Origin of the sequence: Winogradskyella sp. ECml5-4, assembly GCF_036903175.1 — a bacterium.
Classification (GTDB): Bacteria; Bacteroidota; Bacteroidia; order Flavobacteriales; family Flavobacteriaceae; genus Winogradskyella; species Winogradskyella damuponensis.
Genome location: NZ_JAYJLF010000005.1, coordinates 197813 through 218944 on the forward strand (window position 1 = coordinate 197813; position 21132 = coordinate 218944).

21 protein-coding genes and 1 pseudogene are annotated in these 21132 nt (G+C 33.2%); 4 read left to right on the forward strand and 18 right to left on the reverse strand.

Annotation, left to right across the window (positions count from 1 at the left end; all coding sequences use genetic code 11):
- Positions 1 to 25: 25 nt before the first annotated feature.
- Together VDP25_RS05745 and VDP25_RS05750 are read left to right on the forward strand one after the other, a co-directional pair.
- Positions 26 to 1093, forward strand: coding sequence for a branched-chain amino acid aminotransferase (locus VDP25_RS05745; protein WP_334467717.1), 1068 nt, complete (start codon positions 26 to 28; stop codon positions 1091 to 1093).
- Between the two features lie 319 nt (positions 1094 to 1412).
- The gene (locus VDP25_RS05750; protein WP_334467719.1) at positions 1413 to 3500 is read left to right on the forward strand and encodes an alpha-ketoacid dehydrogenase subunit alpha/beta; all 2088 of its coding nucleotides are present in this window, start codon (positions 1413 to 1415) and stop codon (positions 3498 to 3500) included.
- A 1-nt stretch (position 3501) separates the two neighbouring features.
- On the opposite strand, the gene VDP25_RS05755 is transcribed toward VDP25_RS05750, so the two are convergent.
- The 8 genes and pseudogenes from VDP25_RS05755 to VDP25_RS05790 form a co-directional block, all read right to left on the reverse strand.
- Positions 3502 to 4197: a HesA/MoeB/ThiF family protein gene (locus VDP25_RS05755; RefSeq protein ID WP_334467721.1), complete on the reverse strand. Its 696-nt coding sequence runs from the start codon at positions 4195 to 4197 to the stop codon at positions 3502 to 3504.
- The gene (locus VDP25_RS05760) at positions 4197 to 6782 is read right to left on the reverse strand and encodes a DUF4132 domain-containing protein (protein ID WP_334467723.1); all 2586 of its coding nucleotides are present in this window, start codon (positions 6780 to 6782) and stop codon (positions 4197 to 4199) included. Before VDP25_RS05760 ends, VDP25_RS05755 begins: the two co-directional genes overlap by 1 nt.
- A gap of 12 nt (positions 6783 to 6794) precedes the next feature.
- Positions 6795 to 7178 carry a hypothetical protein gene (locus VDP25_RS05765; RefSeq protein ID WP_334467725.1) on the reverse strand — a complete coding sequence of 128 codons (384 nt, stop codon included), beginning with the start codon at positions 7176 to 7178 and terminating at the stop codon, positions 6795 to 6797.
- Positions 7179 to 7411: 233 nt separating this feature from the next.
- A pseudogene (locus VDP25_RS05770) lies at positions 7412 to 7516 on the reverse strand (cold-shock protein); the annotation flags it as partial.
- A gap of 256 nt (positions 7517 to 7772) precedes the next feature.
- Positions 7773 to 8861, reverse strand: coding sequence for a hypothetical protein (locus VDP25_RS05775; RefSeq protein ID WP_334467727.1), 1089 nt, complete (start codon positions 8859 to 8861; stop codon positions 7773 to 7775).
- 124 nt (positions 8862 to 8985) lie between these two features.
- The gene (locus tag VDP25_RS05780; RefSeq protein WP_334467729.1) at positions 8986 to 9774 is read right to left on the reverse strand and encodes a hypothetical protein; all 789 of its coding nucleotides are present in this window, start codon (positions 9772 to 9774) and stop codon (positions 8986 to 8988) included.
- Positions 9761 to 10324 carry an RNA polymerase sigma factor gene (locus tag VDP25_RS05785; protein WP_334467731.1) on the reverse strand — a complete coding sequence of 188 codons (564 nt, stop codon included), beginning with the start codon at positions 10322 to 10324 and terminating at the stop codon, positions 9761 to 9763. Before VDP25_RS05785 ends, VDP25_RS05780 begins: the two co-directional genes overlap by 14 nt.
- 126 nt (positions 10325 to 10450) lie before the next feature.
- Positions 10451 to 11428 (reverse strand): polyprenyl synthetase family protein, encoded by a 978-nt coding sequence (locus VDP25_RS05790; RefSeq protein ID WP_334467734.1) that lies wholly within the window; start codon positions 11426 to 11428, stop codon positions 10451 to 10453.
- 135 nt (positions 11429 to 11563) lie between these two features.
- On the opposite strand from VDP25_RS05790, the gene VDP25_RS05795 reads away from it, so the two are divergent.
- Positions 11564 to 12703 carry a T9SS type A sorting domain-containing protein gene (locus tag VDP25_RS05795; RefSeq protein WP_334467736.1) on the forward strand — a complete coding sequence of 380 codons (1140 nt, stop codon included), beginning with the start codon at positions 11564 to 11566 and terminating at the stop codon, positions 12701 to 12703.
- An 85-nt stretch (positions 12704 to 12788) separates the two neighbouring features.
- On the opposite strand, the gene rlmN is transcribed toward VDP25_RS05795, so the two are convergent.
- The 8 genes from rlmN to rsgA form a co-directional block, all read right to left on the reverse strand.
- Positions 12789 to 13829 (reverse strand): 23S rRNA (adenine(2503)-C(2))-methyltransferase RlmN, encoded by a 1041-nt coding sequence (gene rlmN / locus VDP25_RS05800; protein WP_334467738.1) that lies wholly within the window; start codon positions 13827 to 13829, stop codon positions 12789 to 12791.
- Between the two features lie 92 nt (positions 13830 to 13921).
- The gene (gene queA, locus VDP25_RS05805; RefSeq protein ID WP_334467741.1) at positions 13922 to 14971 is read right to left on the reverse strand and encodes a tRNA preQ1(34) S-adenosylmethionine ribosyltransferase-isomerase QueA; all 1050 of its coding nucleotides are present in this window, start codon (positions 14969 to 14971) and stop codon (positions 13922 to 13924) included.
- Between the two features lie 184 nt (positions 14972 to 15155).
- Positions 15156 to 16382 (reverse strand): 3-phosphoshikimate 1-carboxyvinyltransferase, encoded by a 1227-nt coding sequence (locus tag VDP25_RS05810; protein ID WP_334467743.1) that lies wholly within the window; start codon positions 16380 to 16382, stop codon positions 15156 to 15158.
- A gap of 33 nt (positions 16383 to 16415) precedes the next feature.
- Positions 16416 to 16742 carry a nucleotide pyrophosphohydrolase gene (locus tag VDP25_RS05815; protein ID WP_215928467.1) on the reverse strand — a complete coding sequence of 109 codons (327 nt, stop codon included), beginning with the start codon at positions 16740 to 16742 and terminating at the stop codon, positions 16416 to 16418.
- Between the two features lie 2 nt (positions 16743 to 16744).
- Entirely contained in the window at positions 16745 to 16867 is a 123-nt protein-coding gene (locus tag VDP25_RS05820) for a hypothetical protein (RefSeq protein ID WP_334467746.1), read from the reverse strand.
- Positions 16868 to 16913: 46 nt separating this feature from the next.
- A complete protein-coding gene (locus VDP25_RS05825; protein ID WP_334467748.1) occupies positions 16914 to 17051 on the reverse strand; it encodes a hypothetical protein in 138 nt (45 codons plus the stop codon).
- A 4-nt stretch (positions 17052 to 17055) separates the two neighbouring features.
- The gene (gene dtd, locus VDP25_RS05830; protein WP_334467750.1) at positions 17056 to 17508 is read right to left on the reverse strand and encodes a D-aminoacyl-tRNA deacylase; all 453 of its coding nucleotides are present in this window, start codon (positions 17506 to 17508) and stop codon (positions 17056 to 17058) included.
- Between the two features lie 101 nt (positions 17509 to 17609).
- Positions 17610 to 18563, reverse strand: coding sequence for a ribosome small subunit-dependent GTPase A (gene rsgA, locus VDP25_RS05835; protein ID WP_334467752.1), 954 nt, complete (start codon positions 18561 to 18563; stop codon positions 17610 to 17612).
- Between the two features lie 80 nt (positions 18564 to 18643).
- Between rsgA and VDP25_RS05840 the strand changes: the two genes are divergently transcribed.
- Positions 18644 to 19117, forward strand: a complete 474-nt coding sequence (locus VDP25_RS05840) for a hypothetical protein (RefSeq protein ID WP_334467754.1) — start codon at positions 18644 to 18646, stop codon at positions 19115 to 19117.
- 53 nt (positions 19118 to 19170) lie between these two features.
- Here VDP25_RS05840 and VDP25_RS05845 read toward each other — a convergent pair whose 3' ends face one another.
- Both VDP25_RS05845 and VDP25_RS05850 read right to left on the reverse strand, forming a co-directional pair.
- Positions 19171 to 20253 (reverse strand): bifunctional 3-deoxy-7-phosphoheptulonate synthase/chorismate mutase type II, encoded by a 1083-nt coding sequence (locus VDP25_RS05845; protein ID WP_334467756.1) that lies wholly within the window; start codon positions 20251 to 20253, stop codon positions 19171 to 19173.
- A 22-nt stretch (positions 20254 to 20275) separates the two neighbouring features.
- Entirely contained in the window at positions 20276 to 21127 is an 852-nt protein-coding gene (locus VDP25_RS05850) for a prephenate dehydrogenase (protein ID WP_334467758.1), read from the reverse strand.
- Positions 21128 to 21132: the final 5 nt, after the last annotated feature.

Below are 21132 nucleotides of genomic sequence, written 5' to 3' on the forward strand. Positions count from 1 at the left end.
TAAACACTCTAAAAAACATACATATATGAAACCTAACATTTCAATCACTAAAGTAGAAACATCAAAAGTTGATGCCTTAGACTTCAACAATATTCCATTAGGCACCACATTCACCGATCACATGTTTATTTGCGACTACGAAAACGGAGAATGGGTTAACCCAAGAATTGAACCATTAGGATTAATTCCTACACATCCAGCTGCAATGGCTTTACATTACGGACAAGCTATTTTTGAAGGGATGAAAGCCTATAAAGATACCGAAGGTGCACCAATGTTGTTTCGACCAGAAGAAAATGCCAAGCGTTTAAACAAAAGTGCAGACCGAATGGGAATGCCTCATATTCCTGAAGATTTATTTGTAGAAGGACTTAAAGAATTAGTCGGCTTAGAGCACAATTGGATTCCGCCAACCGATGGAAGCGCACTCTATTTAAGACCATTCATGTATGCCGATGAGCCTTTTATTGGTATGCGTGCAGCAACCCATTATAAGTTTATAATAATGGCATCACCAGCGGGTCCATTTTTTAGTAAACGCATTAAATTATGGGCAGAAAAGCAATTCATTAGAGCAGCACAAGGTGGAACCGGTGAAGCTAAAGCCGCTGGAAATTATGCAGCAGCCATTCGTCCAACAGAATTAGCAAAAGCTAAAGGTTACGATCAAGTATTATGGTTAGATGCCGCTGAGCATAACTACATTCAAGAAGTTGGTACCATGAATATTTTCTTCAAAATCAATGGAGAATTTATCACACCAGAGCTCGACGGTTCTGTGTTGCATGGCATCACAAGAGCCAGTGTTATAGAGATGTTACGTGCTATGAATTTCACGGTAACAGAACGAAAGATCACTATTGATGAAATTAAAACAGCATCAGAAAACGGGACTTTAGAAGAAGCCTTCGGAACAGGAACGGCCGTTGGTATAGCGTACATTCAAGAGATTGGATTAGAAGACGAGACGATTCATGTTTCTAATGAAAGTCCAATTGGATTAGAAGTTAATGACACCTTGAATGCTATTAAAACGGGTAAGCTAGACGACCAATTTAACTGGATGACTAAAGTAGAAAAGGAATTAGCTTAGGGTTATTGGGGCGTTACCACAAGGGTCGGGCTTTCACTACTCGCTCTTTTTGAAAAAAGCAAAAAGGAGCTCAAACAGGTCGTTCAACTGCGAAGCAATCACGAGTTCTTATTTATTAAATAAGAATGAACGAGTAATCCCTAACGCAAAACACCTCTAATGAGCTACACTCGGTATCTTCTAAGAAAATATACTTTTTCTTAGATAATCCTCAAGAGGAAAATAGTTCACTATTCAGAGGATTGTCCCCTTGAGGGGACTTCAGGGGTGTAAAAGAAGAAACATTAAAAAAAGACAACCGCTTTCGCGGCCATTAAAGATGAAAAAAGAAACACTAAAAAAAGGATTTTCAAAACTCTGCACAGCAAAAGCTATGGCAGAACTATACGAAGCTAATTTTAAACAAGTTTCAAAATATGTACATGCAACATCTCGTGGACACGAAGCCATTCAAATAGCTTTAGGACTTCAATTATTACCTCAAGATTATGCCTTTCCATATTATAGAGACGATGCCATGTTGTTATCGTTTGGTTTAGAACCTTACGATTTAATGTTGCAATTATTAGCAAAAAAAGACGATCCATTTTCTGGCGGAAGAACATACTACTCACATCCAAGTTTAAAAGATAATGACAAACCTAAAATTCCACACCAATCTTCTGCAACGGGAATGCAAACCATTCCAGCAACAGGCGTTGCCATGGGAATGCAGTATAAAGAATTACAAGGTTTAGACGATTATAGTTTAGAATCTGACCCTGTCAGTTCGAGCGCAGTCGAGAACGCTCTAAAACCAATTACCGTTTGTAGTTTAGGAGACGCATCAGTAACCGAAGGTGAAATAGCCGAAGCGTTTCAAATGGCAGCATTAAAACAAATGCCCATCTTATATTTAGTACAGGATAATGGTTGGGATATTAGTGCCAATGCAGCAGAAACGAGAGCGCAAAATGCGTTTGAATATGCACAAGGGTTTAAAGGTTTAGAGGCGATCTCAATAGATGGAGCCAATTTTACAGAAAGTTATGAAGCCTTAGAAAAAGTCATAGAAACCATTCGTGCAGAGCGTAGACCATTTTTAGTACACGCCAAAGTTCCGTTATTAAATCACCATACGTCTGGAGTACGAATGGAATGGTATCGCGATGATTTAGAAGAGGCACGTTCTCGTGATCCTTATCCGGTTATTAAACAACAATTACTAGATGCAGGATTTTCAGAACAAGACGTTTTAGACATTGAAAATTCCGCGAAAGCGAAAGTACAATCAGATTTCGAAAAAGCGTTAAAAGCCGAAGACCCAAAACCTGAGGATTTATTTACAAACGATTTTGTACCCACACCAATTACCGAGGAAAAAGGAACACGTTCACCAGAAGGTGCAGAGAAAGTAGTTATGGTCGATTGTGCTTTATTCGCCGTAGAAGAGCTGATGAAAAAGCATAAAGAATGTTTACTCTATGGGCAAGATGTAGGAGGAAGACTTGGTGGTGTTTTTAGAGAAGCAGCAACTTTAGCACAAAAATTTGGAGACGATCGTGTGTTTAATACACCAATTCAAGAGGCTTTTATTGTCGGTTCTACCGTTGGTATGAGTGCCGTTGGATTAAAGCCCATTGTTGAGGTTCAGTTTGCCGATTATATTTGGCCTGGCTTAAATCAGTTATTTACAGAAGTCAGTAGAAGTTGTTATTTATCTAACGGAAAATGGCCGGTTTCTATGATTCTTAGAGTGCCCATTGGTGCTTATGGAAGTGGTGGACCTTATCATTCATCTTCAGTTGAATCTGTAATTACAAATATTCGTGGTATTAAAATAGCGTATCCAAGTAATGGAGCCGATTTAAAAGGTTTAATGAAAGCGGCTTACTACGATCCTAATCCAGTTGTCATTTTAGAACACAAAGGTTTATATTGGTCTAAAGTACCAGGAACGCAGGGTGCAACCTCTGTTGAGCCAAGTGAAGATTACGTATTGCCTTTTGGTAAAGCATGGGTGTTACAAGAAATTTGGAAACAAGACAATGTAGAGACTTTAACCATAGTAACCTATGGAATGGGAGTACATTGGGCAATGAATGCTTCAGAAGCATTAGGAATGCAAGACCAAATTGAAGTGATTGATTTGCGTACGTTGTTTCCTTTAGATGAAGCCACGATTATGACATCGGTTAAGAAAACTGGAAAGTGTCTTGTTGTAACAGAAGAACCTTCAAACAATAGTTTTGCAAGAGCATTAGCTGGAAAAATTCAAGAGGAATGCTTTAAACATTTAGATGCACCAGTAATGACGATTGGTAGTGAGAATATGCCAGCAATTCCTTTAAATTCGACTTTAGAGCAAACGATGATTCCTTCAACAGATAAAGTGAAAGCTAAAATTGAAGACTTGTTGAATTATTGATTTATTCCAACTTTAAAATTCTACTTTTATTTGAAAGTGTATTGATGCATAACAGTTGATTGTTTAAGACATTATTTTCATTACAAATAATTTTATAGCATTCTATTACTTGATAGTTCGCAATGGTATGAACTACAAAAGGGAGTACACCAGAGGCTTCACAGTTTTCAACTTTTAATAATGAATTAATATTTGGGAATATATGATGAAAGGGTTTGCTGTTTTTATAATTAAAAACACCGACTTGACCTTCGAATCCTTGGACTCCACCAAAAATCATCGGTTTACTAATAGATTCACAAGTTTTACTAATAGCGTAACGTGCCATATAATTGTCTGTGCAATCAACAATAATATCAGCACTCTTTAATATGTTAATTCCGTTTTGAGTTGTTATATAATCTTGAATGCATGTGATATCTAGATCGTCAAAAATCGCTGTTAAAGCATGTTTAGCAGTTTCAACTTTTGATGCTCCGACATTAGACTTTGTAAATAGAATTTGTCTGGCAACATTAGACTGTTCTATTTTATCATTATCAACTAATACTAATTTGTTGATTCCTAAACGGGTTAATCCCATAGCAACAGAACAGCCTAATCCACCAAGTCCTACAACAGCAATTCGTGAATTCTTCAGCAGATCAATTTTTTCTTTGCCTATGCATTTTTCATGTACTTCAAAAAATGACGTCATTAGTTTCGGTTAATTTGGCTTAAAATCGTTGTGTCTGTAATTTTAGTGTCCTCAGCTAGAAGAAAAGCCTTGCTTAAAACAATAGATAAACCTTTATCACCTTCGAAAGGAATAAATAATTTGTCGGTTGATTTGTTAGGTGATCTAGAAGGTACAATACATAAATATTGATCGTTAGGTTCCATCAAAATATTTCCACTACCAATATGTATTTTGTAGGTTCTTATAGTTCCTTGAACAATTAAAAACTTACCATCAATAGTAGCTTTGTCTTTAATTTTACTTAGCCTTGGAAGTAATCTTTCAAGAATAGATTTTCGGGTTTTTGCAATTTCTGTTAAATCCCCAAATGAATAGGATGTCCAATAATCTCTATGCGTTTGTCTATCTCCATTATTATCTTGCCATTCTGGGTCATTTCCGACACTACATACTCCAACAAACAAATCGACATCGCGCATAATTTCCGAAAAAACAATTTTTGGAACATCAATTAGATTCATGACATGGCCATCAGCATTTTTAAACTTTACTTGATCTGTGGCAACATATAGCCAAATTCCAGCATCGTTATAAGCATCGTGGTCATTGAGTTCATCAATCCAATATTCCGCAGTTATTTGGTGTTCAGGTAAATATTTTGAACACAATTCGTCATCACGCCCATCATCATAAGCTCCCATTAATGAATATTTCCAACCACGAAGACCCGCAAGGGCATTAAATTGGTGTTGTTTTAAAATATGAGCCGCCATTCTGTTAGAATAGGTTTGCGTATTAATTTCTGCGTCTGTTAGAATATAAAGCTCCCGAAATGCTTGTTTAATGGGTTGTTTTAATTCTAAGTCTATAATTCTATCTCTCCAATCAACTATTTCTTTTTCAGTAGCAAAAACAGGATGCCAGAGTTGTACGGTGCAATTGTCATCAATCCAACTTATTATTTCACCATTAGCATTTTGCCATGTATTATCTATCCATAAAACAGAAGTAGATTGGGTTTCATTTTTAATTGTCCAAATAAGTTTTGTTGAAATAGGATTGACTAAACCATGATTTAAATAATACTTTTTAAAAGAAGGGAAATCCCAACTTCTATTGAGAATAAATTGATTATCAATTCTTTGTTTTTGAGCTGAATATACCTTTTGGATTTCTTTGATTTCCTTACGTAATTCTTTAAGTTGATTGCTTAGCTTTGTAGAGTTTTTAACAGTTGATGGTACAGATTTCATACTCTTACCATCGGGTTTTATCCATTGTTGGTTGACCTTGCTTTCTGTGATAGAAATATTGAGACTATAGTCTTCAAACAAAACAGATTTAATTCCACCTTCTAATTGAAAATCGGGAACAGCCATTTCCTTAAGTTCTTCAACCGAAACGTTGTATTTTTTTGCACCTTCCACAAGATATTTGTCTATGCTCTTTTTAACGTTATTTTGTTTTAGTTTTAATTTTATTCGAGATAAAGCCCCCAATCCATCTTTTCCTCTCATGTTACCCATTACGTAGATGCATGCATTACCTATAGCTGCTGCTGCTGGACCAACTCCTGGCATTTTGGTATACGATTTTTCAAGGAGTTTACTTAATATATGTAATGTTTCTTTATCTGAAAAAGGGGACATTGTCCAGATAATTCCTTTTATGAATTGTTTGCTAGGATCGCATAAATATGAATATTGCGTGTACTCTCTTACTTCATTTGAATATGTATAAGTCTCTGTTTTCTCTGAAATAGGATGACTTACAGCAATGGAAAGAATCTCTTGAGCAATTTTTCGATACTTATTTTTTCCAATAGCATTTATTAACTTTTCTGTTTGTGCTTGAAATTTTTTAGAAGGTTTAGAGCTTGTAGCATCATAGGTTAAGAATAATAATTGATGAAGTTCATTTACATTTTCACCACTATGATTAACAATCGCGTTTACTTCGTTTCCAATATCATTTGTTTTTAATATAAACGGGACAAATTCTCCGTCGACTTGTACTATTTTACTCAATTTTGAAACTGATTTCTTAAGATCACTTCCCCAATAACTAGTGGAGGTATCGGTAAGACTATTCCATTCCAACATGCTTTTAATAAAGTTAGATAATTCATCCGATAGTCCTTCTTTTTTAATAGTGCGCTCAATTTGTTGAATAGCGTAGTTTGTTGGAAAATCACTTAGAGAAAAACCATAGGCGTTTCTATTTAAAGCTATAATTTTTTCATTGACTAATTCAAATAGACTTATCCATTCTTTCTCGGTATAATCAAGATTTCTGCGCATTAATCCATTTAATATTGCAAATGCAGTCAAGCGATACCTATAGATATCATTGTCTCTCTTTTTTACTGATTTTTGTTGATTTTCAAATTCTCTGTTGAGGATTTCTTCAATGTAATTGACGCTATCTATAATATATTGTTTTTGGTAGGTCTTAGATTCTTTTTTTAAATTCTCATATTCGGAATTTCCCGAAAGATCATTAGAACTGTATACATAACTTACTGAAGAATTAACTTTTGTAATAATGTCATCAATATATTTAAATTTTGATGGAGTTGTTTTTTTCTTGAAAATATTAAGCATTTCTAGGATGATTTATCCACCAACTAATGGTGTTAATTTAATGAATGATACTGTTGTTGACTTATCGACAAGTACTTTTTGATGGATGTTTTCCACTTGTTGATCATCAACAAGTAAAATAAAGCCATTAGTTTTAAAAGCGTCTAAAGCGATGTATAATTGCTTTTCTACATCTATAGATTTGCTTTTTTTGTTATTGAGTTTAGACTCTAATTGACCTGGTGTAACTAAGCCTTTTTTATAAGTTTCTACGTTGTCATTATACCGCGAAATCTCCAATTCTATTCGAGCCTTGATAAGCTCAGAAACTGTAATATATTCTTCATTAAATTTCAGTGTTATTTCATTTAATATATCACCTGCAGCACTTTCATCTTGAATTGTTATTGTGTTCATAAAACAGAAGTTTATTTAAGAAGTTAAGTTATTAAAATTATAATGGAGGTCTGTCTTTTTTAGGTTAAATTTTAAAATATAGGCTATTGTACGTCATACGAAGCTTTTATATTAACACTAGTCCTTCATGGAAATCATATGCTAATTAGGAGCAGGTACTTCAGACATTAAGCATAAAAAAAGCCTATCTAAAAAGATAGGCTTTACTCTTAAAAAGATTGTACGATATATACTTATATAACTTTTACATTAACTGCGTTTAATCCTTTTTTTCCTTCTGCTAAATCGAATTCTACATTATCACCTTCTCTAATCGCATCAACTAAACCTGAAATATGTTCAAGAATTTAATGAGTTGGAAGCCATAAAAACTATTCAAGAAGATTACTTTAAATATACCGGTAATGATTATTGAAAGCGAGAATATGCCAGCAATTCCTTTAAATTCGACTTTAGAGCAAACGATGATTCCTTCAACGGACAAAGTAAAAGCTAAAATTGAAGCTTTATTAAATTACTAATTTAAAACACAAAAAGCCTAAATCTAAAATTTAGACTTAGGCTTTTCTAACACTCAAAAATTGATTGATTGATTTAATCCATATCGAATCGTAATCCGACAGATATGTTATTTTGGTCTACCACTTGATTTTTAAACAATGGATTCAGATCGTATTTAACATATAAAGCGACATCACCTAAAGCTATATATCCGCTTAGTCCGTAGATAAATTCGCTTACTTCAAATTGATCACGTTGTTTCTCTTTTTCGCGTTCGCCATCTTCTTTATACTTTATCTTTTGCATATTCCCCAAGTTTAAACCGGCATAACCTCCTAACCCTATTTTTAGTTTTTTGTGTGTTGAATATCTAAAATAATCTTCTTTTTCAATCTTTTTGGAAGGGCCAAATTCTATATGCATCGGGAATACCAAATTTGTTGTTCTAAATTTTATTTTATCGGCATCTATAGGATATTCTTGTAAAGAAATGTCTCCATCGGTATTAACTAAGTAGTTATTATCTTTAATCTTTAACTTATTCCATTGTAAAGAAAAACCATATTTCAATCTCCAGAAGTTGGTATTATCAAAGATTCGCGTTTTCCATGCGTAACCCAATTCTATAAACCCAGATCCACCTAATTTGTATGGCGAATCTTCCAAATCTTGACCGTCGATTAAAGCATTATTAAATCCAAAGGCAAAGACAATATCTGTAGATATACGTCTATCGTATTTTCTAGGTTTATCTTTTGATGGATTTCCAAAATAAATAAAACTATCACTAGAGTTATCATCGGCACCGATTCTAAATGTAAATCCATCACCACTAGCATCTTCCACCTTATCATTTCGTTCTAATAAAGCAATTTTATTGTCAATAATCGCTAATCTATTTTCAATATTTAAAGCTCTTTTTTTTGCAGCTTCTTTCTTTAAATCTTCTGCCTCTGCTGCTGTTATTTTTCCATCGTCTAAGCGTTTATTAATTGATGTTATTTCTATTTTCAGAAATTCGCGTTCCTCACTTTCTATTTTTGATTTGAGGCTTGTAAGTGTTTTAATTTTTAATTCGTTTGCCGACTTTTGTATGCTGTCCTTTTTTGTTTCCTGCCCTTGAACTGTAGCAAATGTTAGTGATAACACTAAGTATACTACCAATCTTGTAATTGTTTTCATAACTGTTCGTTTTTTGATTTATTGATGATTTATTGATTTGATTCTTCTGATGAGAGTCCTTATTTCCTCATCTATTTCTTATTTTATATTTATGAATATGTGATTCTTTTATTTCAAATAAATATTAGTTATTACGATCTGCAACTGCAGTTTTTACAGATTCGTAACTATCTTTTAAAGCTTCAAAAACTTTAGTTCTAAAAGATTGCCCCATTTCGTCTTCAACACTTTCTAATAGCTGAGTAGCATCAACTGTTTTTGATGTTTCTTTTTGTAGTTTTTCTCTAAACAATTCTTTACTTGCGAGTTTTAATAACGAATCGATTTCTTGTTCTGTAACCGAATTGTTTTCAGACTTTAAGGTTTCCATGGCTTCTGCTATAGCATTTTTGATAATAGTATCATCAATTTCTGTTTGCAACTCCTGATTTACCTTTTTATTTGTAGTTAATGCAGTTGGATCTTCTAACACTTCACGATTCTCCGCCAATTGAGTTTTAGATTCTGAATTTAGTTTACCTGCTTTTTTATAATCTATTATTTTAGATGTTTTAACGCTTGGCAACGCTTCTTGACTCTTATCTTCTACTCCATGTGCTTCATTTGCTAATTCAATAGATTCTTTTTGCTCTGGTTGTATCGTTTCTTTTTGGATATGCTCTTTAATTGCTTCTTCTTCGACCATTCGAGGCTGAATCACTTCTGAATCATTGTTGTTAAAAAACGGTATTGATATAGCCATCAAAATCAATAATCCCGCTGCAATACTTAACCACCAATACATTGGTTTTTTAGATTTCTTTTCGTCTTCATCTAACCGATCTGATAATTTAGACCAACTCTCTGATGTTGGAGATAAGGTTCGTTTTTCGAGCTTATCTTTTATATTTTCTTCAAATTTAATTGGAGCCATAACTGTTGTTATTTAATTCTTTAATTTTTTTCTGAAGCATTTGTCTTGCTTTAAATAATTGCGACTTTGATGTGCCTTCAGAAATTTTTAATAGTTCGGCAATTTCCTGATGCTTGTACCCTTCTATAGCATACATTACAAAAACCATTCGGTAACCTTCAGGTAAACTATCTATAAGTAATTGTATTTCTGCTACTTCAATATTTGAATTGATATTGTTTGAGGAATCGTATTCTAAATAATCATCCTCTACAGCAAATTCAATATGCTTTTGTTGTCTTATATAAGAAATAGCCTCTCGCACCATTATTCGTCTTACCCAACCTTCAAAACTACCTTCATTTTTAAATGATTTTAAGTACTTAAATACTTTAAAGAAACCATTTAACATTACTTCTTCTGCCTGATGTACATCCTTTACATAGTACCTGCAAACACTAAGCATTTTTGGAGCATGTAACTCGTACAATACATGTTGCGCTTCACGATTTTGCTTCGCAGCACGCTCTATGAGTTTTGTTTCGTTTTTATGAAGTTGAATAACTTTCATGTTTAATTTTAAGTTCTAAATACGCTTCAGGTTGCTTTCTATTTATAAAGACGTAATTTTGTAGCCAAGGGTTGCCTGGAGAGTGAAAATAATATACAAATAGCTAAAAAAAGAGCTGGTTGTGATTTATTTTTTTCTATCAATAACATAATCCACCATAAGCTTTAGAGATGCTTTGTATGGTGATTCTGGATAAGTTGCTAAAATATTTAGAGCTTCTTCTTGAAATGCTTTCATTTTAGACACGGCGTAATCTAAACCACCATTATCCTTTACAAAAACAATAACATCTTTAACACGTTGTTTATCTTTGTTATGATTTTTAACCGAATTAATAAGCCAAGATTTTTCTTTTTTGGTACAGTTATTTAAAACATATATTAAAGGTAAGGTCATTTTTTGCTCCTTAATATCTATACCTGTTGGTTTACCTATGGCTTCTTGTCCATAATCAAATAAATCATCTTTAATTTGAAATGCCATACCAATCAACTCACCAAACTTTCGCATGGTTTCCACTTCTGGCGAATTGGGTTTTACTGAAGCGGCTCCAAGACTACAACATGCGGCTATTAAAGTCGCTGTTTTTTGTCTTATGATTTCATAATAAATAGCTTCAGTAATATCGAGTTGTCTTGCCTTTTCGATTTGAAGTAGCTCTCCTTCGCTCATTTCCCGAACAGCAACTGAAATAATTTTAAGTAAATCAAAATCATTATTATCTATTGAAAGCAAGAGGCCTTTAGACAATAAGAAATCTCCTATGAGAACAGCTATTTTATTTTTCCAAAGCGCATTAATTGAGAAAAAACCTCGTCTTCTATTACTGTCATCAACAACATCATCATGAACTAAAGTCGCAGTATGAATTAGTTCAATAACCGAAGCACCTCTATAAGTGCGTTCACTCACCTCGCCATTGTTCATCATTTTAGCAACCAAGAACACAAACATAGGTCGCATTTGTTTCCCTTTTCGGTTTACAATATAATGTGTAATACGATTAAGAAGCGCTACTTTACTTGCCATTGAGAGTTGGAACTTTTGTTCAAAAAGGTCCATCTCATAAGTAATAGGTTGTTTTATTTGTTCGGTTATTTTCATTAAAGACTTTAACTCTGTAAAATTACAAATTCTATTAGCTTTTCATTCAAAAAAAAAGGAATTATAGCATTTTAACTTTTAGTACTCAAAAATATTTGTAACTTTATGGAATTAATCTAAAAAATCATAAAACACATGAAAAAAACTACTTTATTATTGGCATTATTTTTTGCTTCAAACCTTATGTTTGCTCAAGAAGTATTGTCTGAAGATTTTGAAGCTGGACTTACAGTACCGACGGGTTGGACAATTGAAGATTTAACAACAAGTGGCGAAATATGGACAATTGAAACTGGCGGTGAAGCTGGAGGATTTACGGCACCTAACACTTTACTTTATGAGAGTGGTTTAGAAGGTAACTACGCTACTATGGATAGTGATGGTTATGGTTCTGAAGGAGGTGCAGAGAACACCACTCTAACAAGCCCTGTCTTTGACGCTTCTTCTATAACTTCAGCGACACTTACTTTTGACACTGTTTACAACGGAAATTTCGGAGGACTAGGTGAGATAGAAGTGTACAATGGTAGTGCATGGGTAAACGTTCAAACTTATGCTACTGCAATTGGAAGTACACCTAATACCACTATAACTGGTTCTCAATTATTTGATATATCAGAAATAGCAGGTGTAACTAATGCACAAATAAGATTTGTATGGACAGGTAATTGGTCTATATCTTGGTCTATTGACAATATATCTGTTTTTCAGTGTACAGAAACAGCAGCTCCTGCTGTAGCAACAACTCCTCTGCCTGCTGATGCTGCAACAGCTATTGGTATTACTGCTGATGGCGGCTTAAATTTTAGCTGGAACGACGCAGGTAACGCTGGTGATAACTACACATTAAATATTGGTACTACCAATCCACCGTCACAAGCAATTGAAGGTATTGAAAATGGAGTATTAATTACAGGTTTAGGTCTTAGTACAACTTATTTTTGGAGTATTGACATTACCAATTGCTTTGGAACTACAACAAGTTCTGTTTGGAGTTTCACAACTGATGATCAATTCTTAAGTATTGGAGAAGAAGTTTCATTAGAAACTCTTAATGTATATCCTAATCCTACTTCTGATGTTTTAAATATTAAATCATCACAAGATGTTGATAATGTAACTGTATTTAACTTACTTGGTCAAAATGTAGCAAATTTCACTAAAAATGAAATAAACAATTCATCTATTGACTTATCAGAATTATCTAAAGGTCTTTACTTAGTTAAGATTTCTTCTGGAACTAAAACTAAAACTCTTAGAGTTACTAAAGAGTAATTAATTAGAGCTCTTTAATATTACAAGAAAAAGCGGCAATTGCCGCTTTTTTTTATTTCTAAAACTAAAAAATTCACATTATGTTTTAGCTTTTATTTGCCAATTGTCCGCAAGCGGCATCAATATCTTTACCTCTACTTCTTCTTACTGTCACAGTAATATTATTAGCTTCTAGCACGGATACGTACATATCTATAGCTTTTGAGTTGGCTTGTTGAAATTCGCCATCGTCAATTGGATTATATTCTATAAGGTTGACTTTACTCGGAGCAAATTTGCAGAACTCTACCAATGCTTCAGCATCTTTTCGTTTATCATTAATACCATCCCAAACGACATACTCATAAGTAATTCTATTTTTAGTTGCGGCATACCAATATTGCAACGCTTCTCTTAGATCGGCTAAAGGAAATGTAGCATTAAAAGGCATTATAGATGTACGTATGTCATCTATTGCAGAATGTAATGATACCGCTAACTTAAACTTTACATTTTCATCAGCCATTTTTTTAATCATTTTTGGCACTCCAGAAGTTGAAACCACAATACGCTTTGGAGACATTCCCAAACCTTCTGGTGAAGTAATTTTGTCAATGGCTTTAAGAACATTATTGTAGTTCATTAAAGGTTCTCCCATTCCCATAAATACAATATTACTTAAAGGTCTATTATGATATAATCTACTTTCATTATCTATAGCAACAACTTGATCATAAATTTCATCTGGATTTAGATTTCGCATGCGTTTTAATCGCGCTGTTGCACAAAACCTACAATCGAGACTACAACCTACTTGAGAAGAGACACAAGCTGTGGTTCTAGTTGCTGTTGGAATAAGTACTGATTCTACAATTAAATCATCATGTAATCGTACTGCATTTTTTATAGTACCATCAGAGCTCCGTTGCATCTGATCTACTTTGATATGATTAATAACAAAATTATCCTCAAGCATTTGTCTAGTTTCTATAGATATATTGGTCATATCTTCAAAACTATAGGCTGATTTTTGCCACAACCATTCGTACACTTGATTTCCTCTAAAGGCTTTATCTCCTTGTTTTACGAAGAATGCTCTAAGTTGCTCTTTAGTTAAAGCGCGTATGTCTTTCTTTTTTACTTCCATTTGATGCAAAAGTACTTAAATGAATTTGGTTTTCTTACACAAATAAAAAAGCCTCAACTAAGAGGCTTTTAAATATAGGGTATATTCTTATTTTAGATGATAAGCATCGCATCACCATAAGAATAGAATTTATACTTTTCTTTTACTGCTTCTTCATAAGCCTTTTTAATAAAATCATGACCTGCAAAAGCAGATGTCATCATTAATAAGGTTGATTTTGGTGTATGAAAATTAGTAATCATACAATTTGCAATACTAAAATCGTAAGGTGGGAAAATAAATTTATTGGTCCAGCCTTCAAATTCATTAAGTCTTCCGTTTGAAGACACAGAACTTTCAACGGTACGCATTGATGTTGTACCAACAGCACATACACGTTTTTTATTTTCTATTCCTCTATTTACTATATCTGCAGCTTGTTTTGTAATAATAATCTCTTCGCTATCCATTTTGTGCTTAGATAAATCCTCTACCTCAACAGGGTTAAAAGTTCCTAAACCAACATGTAATGTCACTTCTGCCGTCTCTACACCTTTAATTTCTAAACGTTTTAATAAATGTTTAGAAAAATGTAAACCTGCTGTTGGTGCTGCTACTGCTCCTTCGTTTTTTGCATATATGGTTTGATAGCGCTCTTCATCTTCTGGCTCTACAGCTCTATTAATATATTTTGGTAAAGGTGTTTCACCAAGCTCCGTTAATTTTGTTCTAAAGTCCATATAAGACCCGTCATAAAGGAAACGTAAGGTTCTACCTCTTGAAGTTGTATTATCTATAACCTCAGCAACAAGAGTTTCGTCTTCGCCAAAATATAATTTATTACCAATTCTAATTTTACGAGCAGGATCTACTAATACATCCCAAAGACGTTGGTCTTGGTTTAATTCGCGTAATAAAAACACTTCGATACGTGCTCCTGTTTTTTCTTTATTACCGTATAAACGTGCTGGAAAAACTTTAGTATCATTCATTATCATCACATCACCTTCATCAAAATAATCGATAATGTCTTTGAAAAGTTTGTGTTCTATAGTTTGTTTTTCTCTATTCAATACCATTAACCTAGATTCATCTCTGTGTTCAGCAGGATGCTCGGCTAGTAATTCGTCTGGAAGGTCAAAACTAAAGTGTGATAATTTCATGTATTTTATTATTTTTTTAGAATTAGCAAATATACAATCTCAACATAGGCCTTGTCAAGTAAATAGGTGTTTATTTTACTTTGAGTGGCTTAAAAAAACGTTAGATCAGTTAATTGAACTAATAAAACAGAAATTTACAGATGGTTAGTGGTTTTAATTCTGAGATTAGATTTTTAATAAATCGTTATGTTATACTAAATCCTATGGTTTTAAAATCTTCCCAAAATTGCGGATAAGATTTACTTACGACCTCTGCGTTTTTTATTGCCAATGTTGTTTTTAATCCTAATGGCGCAAAGGCCATAGCCATTCTATGATCGTTATATGTTGCGATTGAAACGTCGGTTGTTATTTTATTTGAAGCTTTTAAATGCAATGCGTTTTCTGTAATTTCTACCTGAGCTCCTAATTTTTCTAATTCTGTTTTAAGTGCGACTAAACGATCTGTCTCTTTAATTTTTAGCGTATGTAAACCTATCATATGACATTCTAACCCTAAACCAAATGCGGTAACAGCTATAGTTTGTGCTATATCTGGTGCATTACTTAAATCTAATTCGATAATAGTTTTTGTTTCAACACTTGACGATTTACGAAGGGTTATGGCATCGTCTAAAAAAGTGGTTGTAACTCCAAACTTTTTATAAATGGTTGCTAAAACAGAATCTCCTTGTAAGCTTTTTTCTTTATAAGATGCTATTGTTAGTTCTTTACCAACATCACTTAATGCAATAACACTATAAAAATAAGAAGCAGAAGACCAATCTGACTCCACTGTTAAAGTGCAAGGTTTAATCTCTGATGTTTGAGGTTTTACAGAAATGATATTATCAATAAAACTCGTTTTAACATCTATTTCATTTAATAAACTCAATGTCATATTGATATATGGCACAGAGGTTATTTTACCTTTTAAAGTAAGCTCTAAACCATTTTCTAATTTAGACGCAATAAGCAATAGTGCAGAAATATATTGACTACTAACATTAGCATCTAAAGTGACTTCTTTTTTATTTAATGTGTTCCCAACTATTTTTAATGGAGGGAAACCATCATTTTCTAAATATGTAATATCTGCTCCAAGGGTTTTTAGAGCATCGACCAATATTTTAATTGGGCGTTCTTTCATTCGTTTAGATCCTGTTATTGTTACTTCTCTGCCCTTTTGAATAGAGAAATAAGCTGTAAGAAATCGCATAGCTGTACCTGCGTGATGGATATCTATAAGCTGATCTGTTGAAGTTAAAGCCTTTTGCATTAACACCGAGTCATCTGAATTAGAGATGTTCTTAATACTAATCTGAGGATATAAAGCTTGCAATAACAATAATCGGTTAGATTCGCTTTTAGATCCTGTGATTTGAATCGTTTGTTGATTTTGAAGTTTTGATTTTTGGATATTAATGTCCATAAGGCATCTCTAAAATAGGTTGATATGACAAAACTACTTTAATTTCTCGTTATTATGATGCCTGTTATGATCGCGTTTTGTTTTCTTATGCATTTTTTTATCAAAAGCTTCTTGTAAATCAATACCTGTTTGATTGGCTAAGCAAAGCACAACAAACACAACATCAGATAGTTCCTCGCCTAAATCTTTATCTTTATCACTTTCTTTTTCACTTTGCTCACCATAACGTCTGGCAATAATTCGTGCAACCTCTCCAACCTCTTCTGTTAATTGAGCCATATTAGTAAGCTCGTTAAAATAACGTACGCCATGTGCATTAATCCAATCATCAACTTCTTTTTGTGCGTTTTTAATGTTCATATTTAGTTTTTAGTTAGTATAATTTGTTCTGCTTGTTTCTCTACAATTTTAGTATAAAAAGCCTTAAAACCTTTATAATTTTCTGGTAAAATAAGTGTATTAACAATATCTAATTGAACTTTCAATTGTTAATAATTTCCATTTTGTTGCGCAAGATAAGTAAACTTAACGTCAGAGTTTTTGAATTGTATATAAGTCTGGTAATACTGCAGAACTGATTGCCAGTATTAAAAGCAATCTACTCGATTTAGAATCTACAAGTTTAGAGGTTGTATAAGCGACCAATCCATGACCAAATAGTGATGCCATGATATCACTCTTTATTTTTAGAATCGATGATAATAGTTACTGGACCATCATTAACTAAGTGCACTTTCATATCTGCGCCGAATTCTCCGGTTTGTATCTTTTTTCCCAAAGTCTTTTGAAGCGTTTCTATAAAACTTTCATACAACGGAATAGCTACATCTGGTTTTGCTGCTTTTATATAACTTGGTCTATTTCCTTTTTTTGTACTAGCATGAAGCGTAAATTGACTTACCAAAATTACATCCCCTTCTGCATCTTTTAATGATTTGTTCATCACTCCGTCTTCATCAGGAAAAATACGAAGATTGGTTATTTTATTACAGAGCCAATTAATATCTTCTTGGCTGTCTTCGTTTACAACACCTAACAGAATCAAAAGACCATTATCTATTTCTGCAACTTTATTGCTTTTAATGGTAACACTTGCTTCAGAAACCCTTTGTATTACTATTTTCATATCATTGCCCAAAAACATGGGAATTTTTTAAAATTAGACCTACTGTTATTTTGAAGAGATATTCCTTTTAATACATATACCTTACTATAAAAGAAAATTGCTTACTGCGCATCATCCCAATTATCAGTTCTGTAATGCTCATCTTCTCCTTCTAAGATTTGAACATAACTTTTATACCTTGAATAAGACACCTTATTCGCTTCTAAAGCCTCTTTTACGGCACATTTTGGTTCGTTTAAGTGAATACAATTATTAAACTTACAATCTTGCTTTAGTGCAAAAAACTCAGGGAAATAATCGCCCACTTCTTCTTTTTCCATATCAACCACTCCAAAACCTTTTATACCTGGTGTATCAATTATTTTGGCATCAAAGCTTAAATCGAACATCTCAGCAAATGTTGTGGTGTGTTGTCCTTGGCTATGTTGTGTTGAAATCGCTTTTGTTTTTAAGTCTAAAGAGGGCTCAATAGCATTTACCAAGGTAGACTTACCAACTCCTGAATGACCAGCAAACATGCTTACATTGCCTTTCATTAAAGCTTTTACTTTGTCTATGTTTTTTCCTGTGGTTGCAGAAATACCTATACACTCATAACCAATTGCGCGGTATATACTTGCTAAATACTTTACTTCTAACAACGTTTCTTCGTTATAAGTATCTATTTTATTAAAAAGTAAAACTGTTTTAATATCATAGGCTTCTGCTGTAACTAAAAAACGATCTATAAACGTAGTAAATGTTGGTGGATTGTCTATGGTTACTAATAAAAATACCAGATCAATATTTGACGCAATTATATGCGTTTGCTTAGATAGATTTACCGATTTTCTAACAATATAGTTTTTACGTTCTTCAATTCGGTTTATAACTCCTGTTTCGGTATTATTTTTTGTTTCTAGCTCAAACTCTACTTTATCGCCAACAGCAATTGGGTTGGTACTTTTAATACCATCCAACCTAAAACGGCCTTTAATTCTACATTCATAGAATTTACCGTTAAGGTTTTTTACAGTGTACCAACTGCCTGTAGATTTATATACTGTTCCTGTCATGTTTTTTATAGTATAACAAAGAAACGATTTTAAACTAAAAAAATACTTAATTTAGAGTCTTAAACTTAAAAACATTCTTTATGAAAAAAAATTTATTGATTATTGGATTACTCATTGCGGGCTTTATTTCCTTCTCCTTTGTTCAGGAAGAAGACACCGTTCCTGAAGTTGAATATAAGGTCATTACTAGTATAGAGTCTATTGTATCTAATGGATTGGGACGTTCACGTTTGATATCCTCTAATATTGATAGAAATTACGAAGATTTCACCTCTGGTCAAACCGAAGAAGATAATAGCAGAAACAAATCTAAGCGTGGCGATATACGTGTCAAGGATTTTGAGGAAACTAAATTATTAAACTTTTATAATATTGGTGGTATCCGTTTTCAAAATATTGTTGCTAATGATGCCGTTGTTAGTTCTAAACTTACGTCTATGGCAAAAGAAGGTTGGGAACTTATGTTTATAAATAGTGCTGTAGAAAGCGATAGTGGTAAAGGCGATGGTCAAGGTATTTTTATTACTCGTTATACATTCAAGAGATCTCTTTAGTCAAAGATAAAACACTCAAATAAAAAGGCTCGCTAATGGCGAGCCTTTAAGTTTTAGTTATTTATAATCTTTTCTTGATGGTTAATTGATTCTTGGTGAATCGCCTTAAACATGCGTAAAATAAACTCTTCGCTTAGTCCTTTTTCATCACCTTCTAACACCATTTTACCTAAAATTTCGTTCCATCGCTTGTTTTGTAACACGGCAACATTCTTTTGTTTTTTAAGTAAACCAATACCATCTGCCACTTTCATACGTTTACCAAGTAATTCGATAATTTGATTATCGACAACATCAATCTGTGCTCTTAAGTTATTAAGTTCTGAATTGTATTCTGCTTCAGGATCTGATTCTTTTCTAATCTTTAAATCTTTCATTATTTGAACAAGACTACTTGGCGTTACCTGCTGTGCAGCATCACTCCATGCATTTTCAGGATCAAAATGTGTTTCTACCATTAAGCCGTCAAAATTAAGATCTAAGGCTGTTTGAGAAACCTCTAAAATCATATCTCTATTCCCTGTAATATGAGAAGGGTCATTAATCAAAGGCAAATCTGGAAATCTATTTTGAAACTCAATAGCCAATTGCCATTCTGGTATATTTCTATATTTAGATTTTTCATATGTAGAAAACCCTCTATGTATAGCACCTAAATTTTTAATTCCCGCAGAATATAATCGTTCAATTCCACCTAACCATAATGATAAATCTGGATTTACTGGATTTTTAACCAATACAATTTTATCGGTTCCTTGTAAGGCATCGGCAATTTCTTGCATTATAAAAGGGCTTACAGTAGAACGTGCACCAATCCATAATAAATCGACATCATGCTCTAAAGCTAATTTTACATGTGCTGCATTTGCAACTTCTGTACAGGTTTTCATTCCTGTTTCTGCCTTTACTTTTTGCAACCATTTTAAGCCTAATGCTCCTACTCCTTCAAAATTACCCGGACGCGTTCTTGGTTTCCAAATACCTGCTCTATAGTAATTAACATCTGTATCTTTTAGCTCGTGTGCTATTTTTAATACTTGTTCTTCAGTTTCTGCACTACATGGTCCTGCTATCACTAAAGGATGATCTAAATTCATAGCATCCAACCAGGTTCTCATTTCTTTCTTATTTTCCATTTTTGCTTTTTATTCTTAATTACTATTGTATTCCGTTTAATATGTCTTTTATATGATTTGTTTTTTCCATTTCGTTATAAACGGCTTCAAAATCATCGTCTTCCATCAGTTGTTTAAAATGTTTTAGATTATTAATATACTCGTCTAAAGTCTCTATAACATTTGTTTTATTTTGTTTAAAAATTGGTGTCCACATCGCTGGTGAACTCTTTGCTAAACGCACTGTACTCGCAAAACCACTACCTGCCATATCAAAGATATCGCGTTCATTTCTTTCTTTATCAATCACTGTTTTTCCCAACATAAACGCACTGATATGCGATAAATGTGAGACATAAGCAATATGTTTATCGTGTGCTTTAGGGTTCATATAACGAATTCTCATCCCTAAATCTGAAAACAACTTTAATGCTTTTTCTTGAAGTTTGAAGGCTGTTTCTTCTACTTCACAAATAATATTCGTCTTGTTTTTATACAAATTACGAATTGCGGCTTTTGGACCAGAATGTTCTGTACCTGCAATAGGATGTGCTGCTAAATAATTTCTGCGCTTAGGGTGATTTCTCACTATATCACAAATATCTTCTTTAGTAGAACCCACATCAAAAACAATGGCATCCTCAGAAATATGATCTAACACTTTAGGCAAAACCTCTAAAGTTGCATCTACAGGAATCGCTATAATTACGACGTCTGCTTTATTTAAATCTTCAAAATGTGCTTTTTCATCAATAACTCCTAATTGCAAAGCCTCTTCAAGATGTGCTTCAGTTGAATCAATACCAAAAACCTTACATTTTGGATGTAATGCTTTTACATCAAACGCAAAACTGCCGCCAATTAATCCAACTCCTATTATAAAAATATTGTTCATACTTA

Excerpts from the sequence above, each read along its gene's own strand:
- VDP25_RS05790 (WP_334467734.1), bottom strand. The coding sequence starts at position 11,428 with ATGAAAATAACCGAACAAATAAAACAACCTATTACTTATGAGATGGAC.
- VDP25_RS05780 (WP_334467729.1), bottom strand. The coding sequence starts at position 9,774 with ATGGCTCCAATTAAATTTGAAGAAAATATAAAAGATAAGCTCGAAAAA.
- VDP25_RS05850 (WP_334467758.1), bottom strand. The coding sequence starts at position 21,127 with ATGAACAATATTTTTATAATAGGAGTTGGATTAATTGGCGGCAGTTTT.
- VDP25_RS05810 (WP_334467743.1), bottom strand. The coding sequence starts at position 16,382 with ATGGACATTAATATCCAAAAATCAAAACTTCAAAATCAACAAACGATT.
- VDP25_RS05785 (WP_334467731.1), bottom strand. The coding sequence starts at position 10,324 with ATGAAAGTTATTCAACTTCATAAAAACGAAACAAAACTCATAGAGCGT.
- VDP25_RS05775 (WP_334467727.1), bottom strand. The coding sequence starts at position 8,861 with ATGAAAACAATTACAAGATTGGTAGTATACTTAGTGTTATCACTAACA.
- VDP25_RS05765 (WP_334467725.1), bottom strand. The coding sequence starts at position 7,178 with ATGAACACAATAACAATTCAAGATGAAAGTGCTGCAGGTGATATATTA.
- VDP25_RS05750 (WP_334467719.1), top strand. The coding sequence starts at position 1,413 with ATGAAAAAAGAAACACTAAAAAAAGGATTTTCAAAACTCTGCACAGCA.
- VDP25_RS05795 (WP_334467736.1), top strand. The coding sequence starts at position 11,564 with ATGAAAAAAACTACTTTATTATTGGCATTATTTTTTGCTTCAAACCTT.
- rsgA (WP_334467752.1), bottom strand. The coding sequence starts at position 18,563 with ATGACAGGAACAGTATATAAATCTACAGGCAGTTGGTACACTGTAAAA.
- dtd (WP_334467750.1), bottom strand. The coding sequence starts at position 17,508 with ATGAAAATAGTAATACAAAGGGTTTCTGAAGCAAGTGTTACCATTAAA.
- VDP25_RS05840 (WP_334467754.1), top strand. The coding sequence starts at position 18,644 with ATGAAAAAAAATTTATTGATTATTGGATTACTCATTGCGGGCTTTATT.
- rlmN (WP_334467738.1), bottom strand. The coding sequence starts at position 13,829 with ATGGAAGTAAAAAAGAAAGACATACGCGCTTTAACTAAAGAGCAACTT.
- VDP25_RS05815 (WP_215928467.1), bottom strand. The coding sequence starts at position 16,742 with ATGAACATTAAAAACGCACAAAAAGAAGTTGATGATTGGATTAATGCA.
- VDP25_RS05745 (WP_334467717.1), top strand. The coding sequence starts at position 26 with ATGAAACCTAACATTTCAATCACTAAAGTAGAAACATCAAAAGTTGAT.
- VDP25_RS05760 (WP_334467723.1), bottom strand. The coding sequence starts at position 6,782 with ATGCTTAATATTTTCAAGAAAAAAACAACTCCATCAAAATTTAAATAT.
- VDP25_RS05845 (WP_334467756.1), bottom strand. The coding sequence starts at position 20,253 with ATGGAAAATAAGAAAGAAATGAGAACCTGGTTGGATGCTATGAATTTA.
- VDP25_RS05755 (WP_334467721.1), bottom strand. The coding sequence starts at position 4,197 with ATGACGTCATTTTTTGAAGTACATGAAAAATGCATAGGCAAAGAAAAA.
- VDP25_RS05825 (WP_334467748.1), bottom strand. The coding sequence starts at position 17,051 with ATGGCATCACTATTTGGTCATGGATTGGTCGCTTATACAACCTCTAAA.
- queA (WP_334467741.1), bottom strand. The coding sequence starts at position 14,971 with ATGAAATTATCACACTTTAGTTTTGACCTTCCAGACGAATTACTAGCC.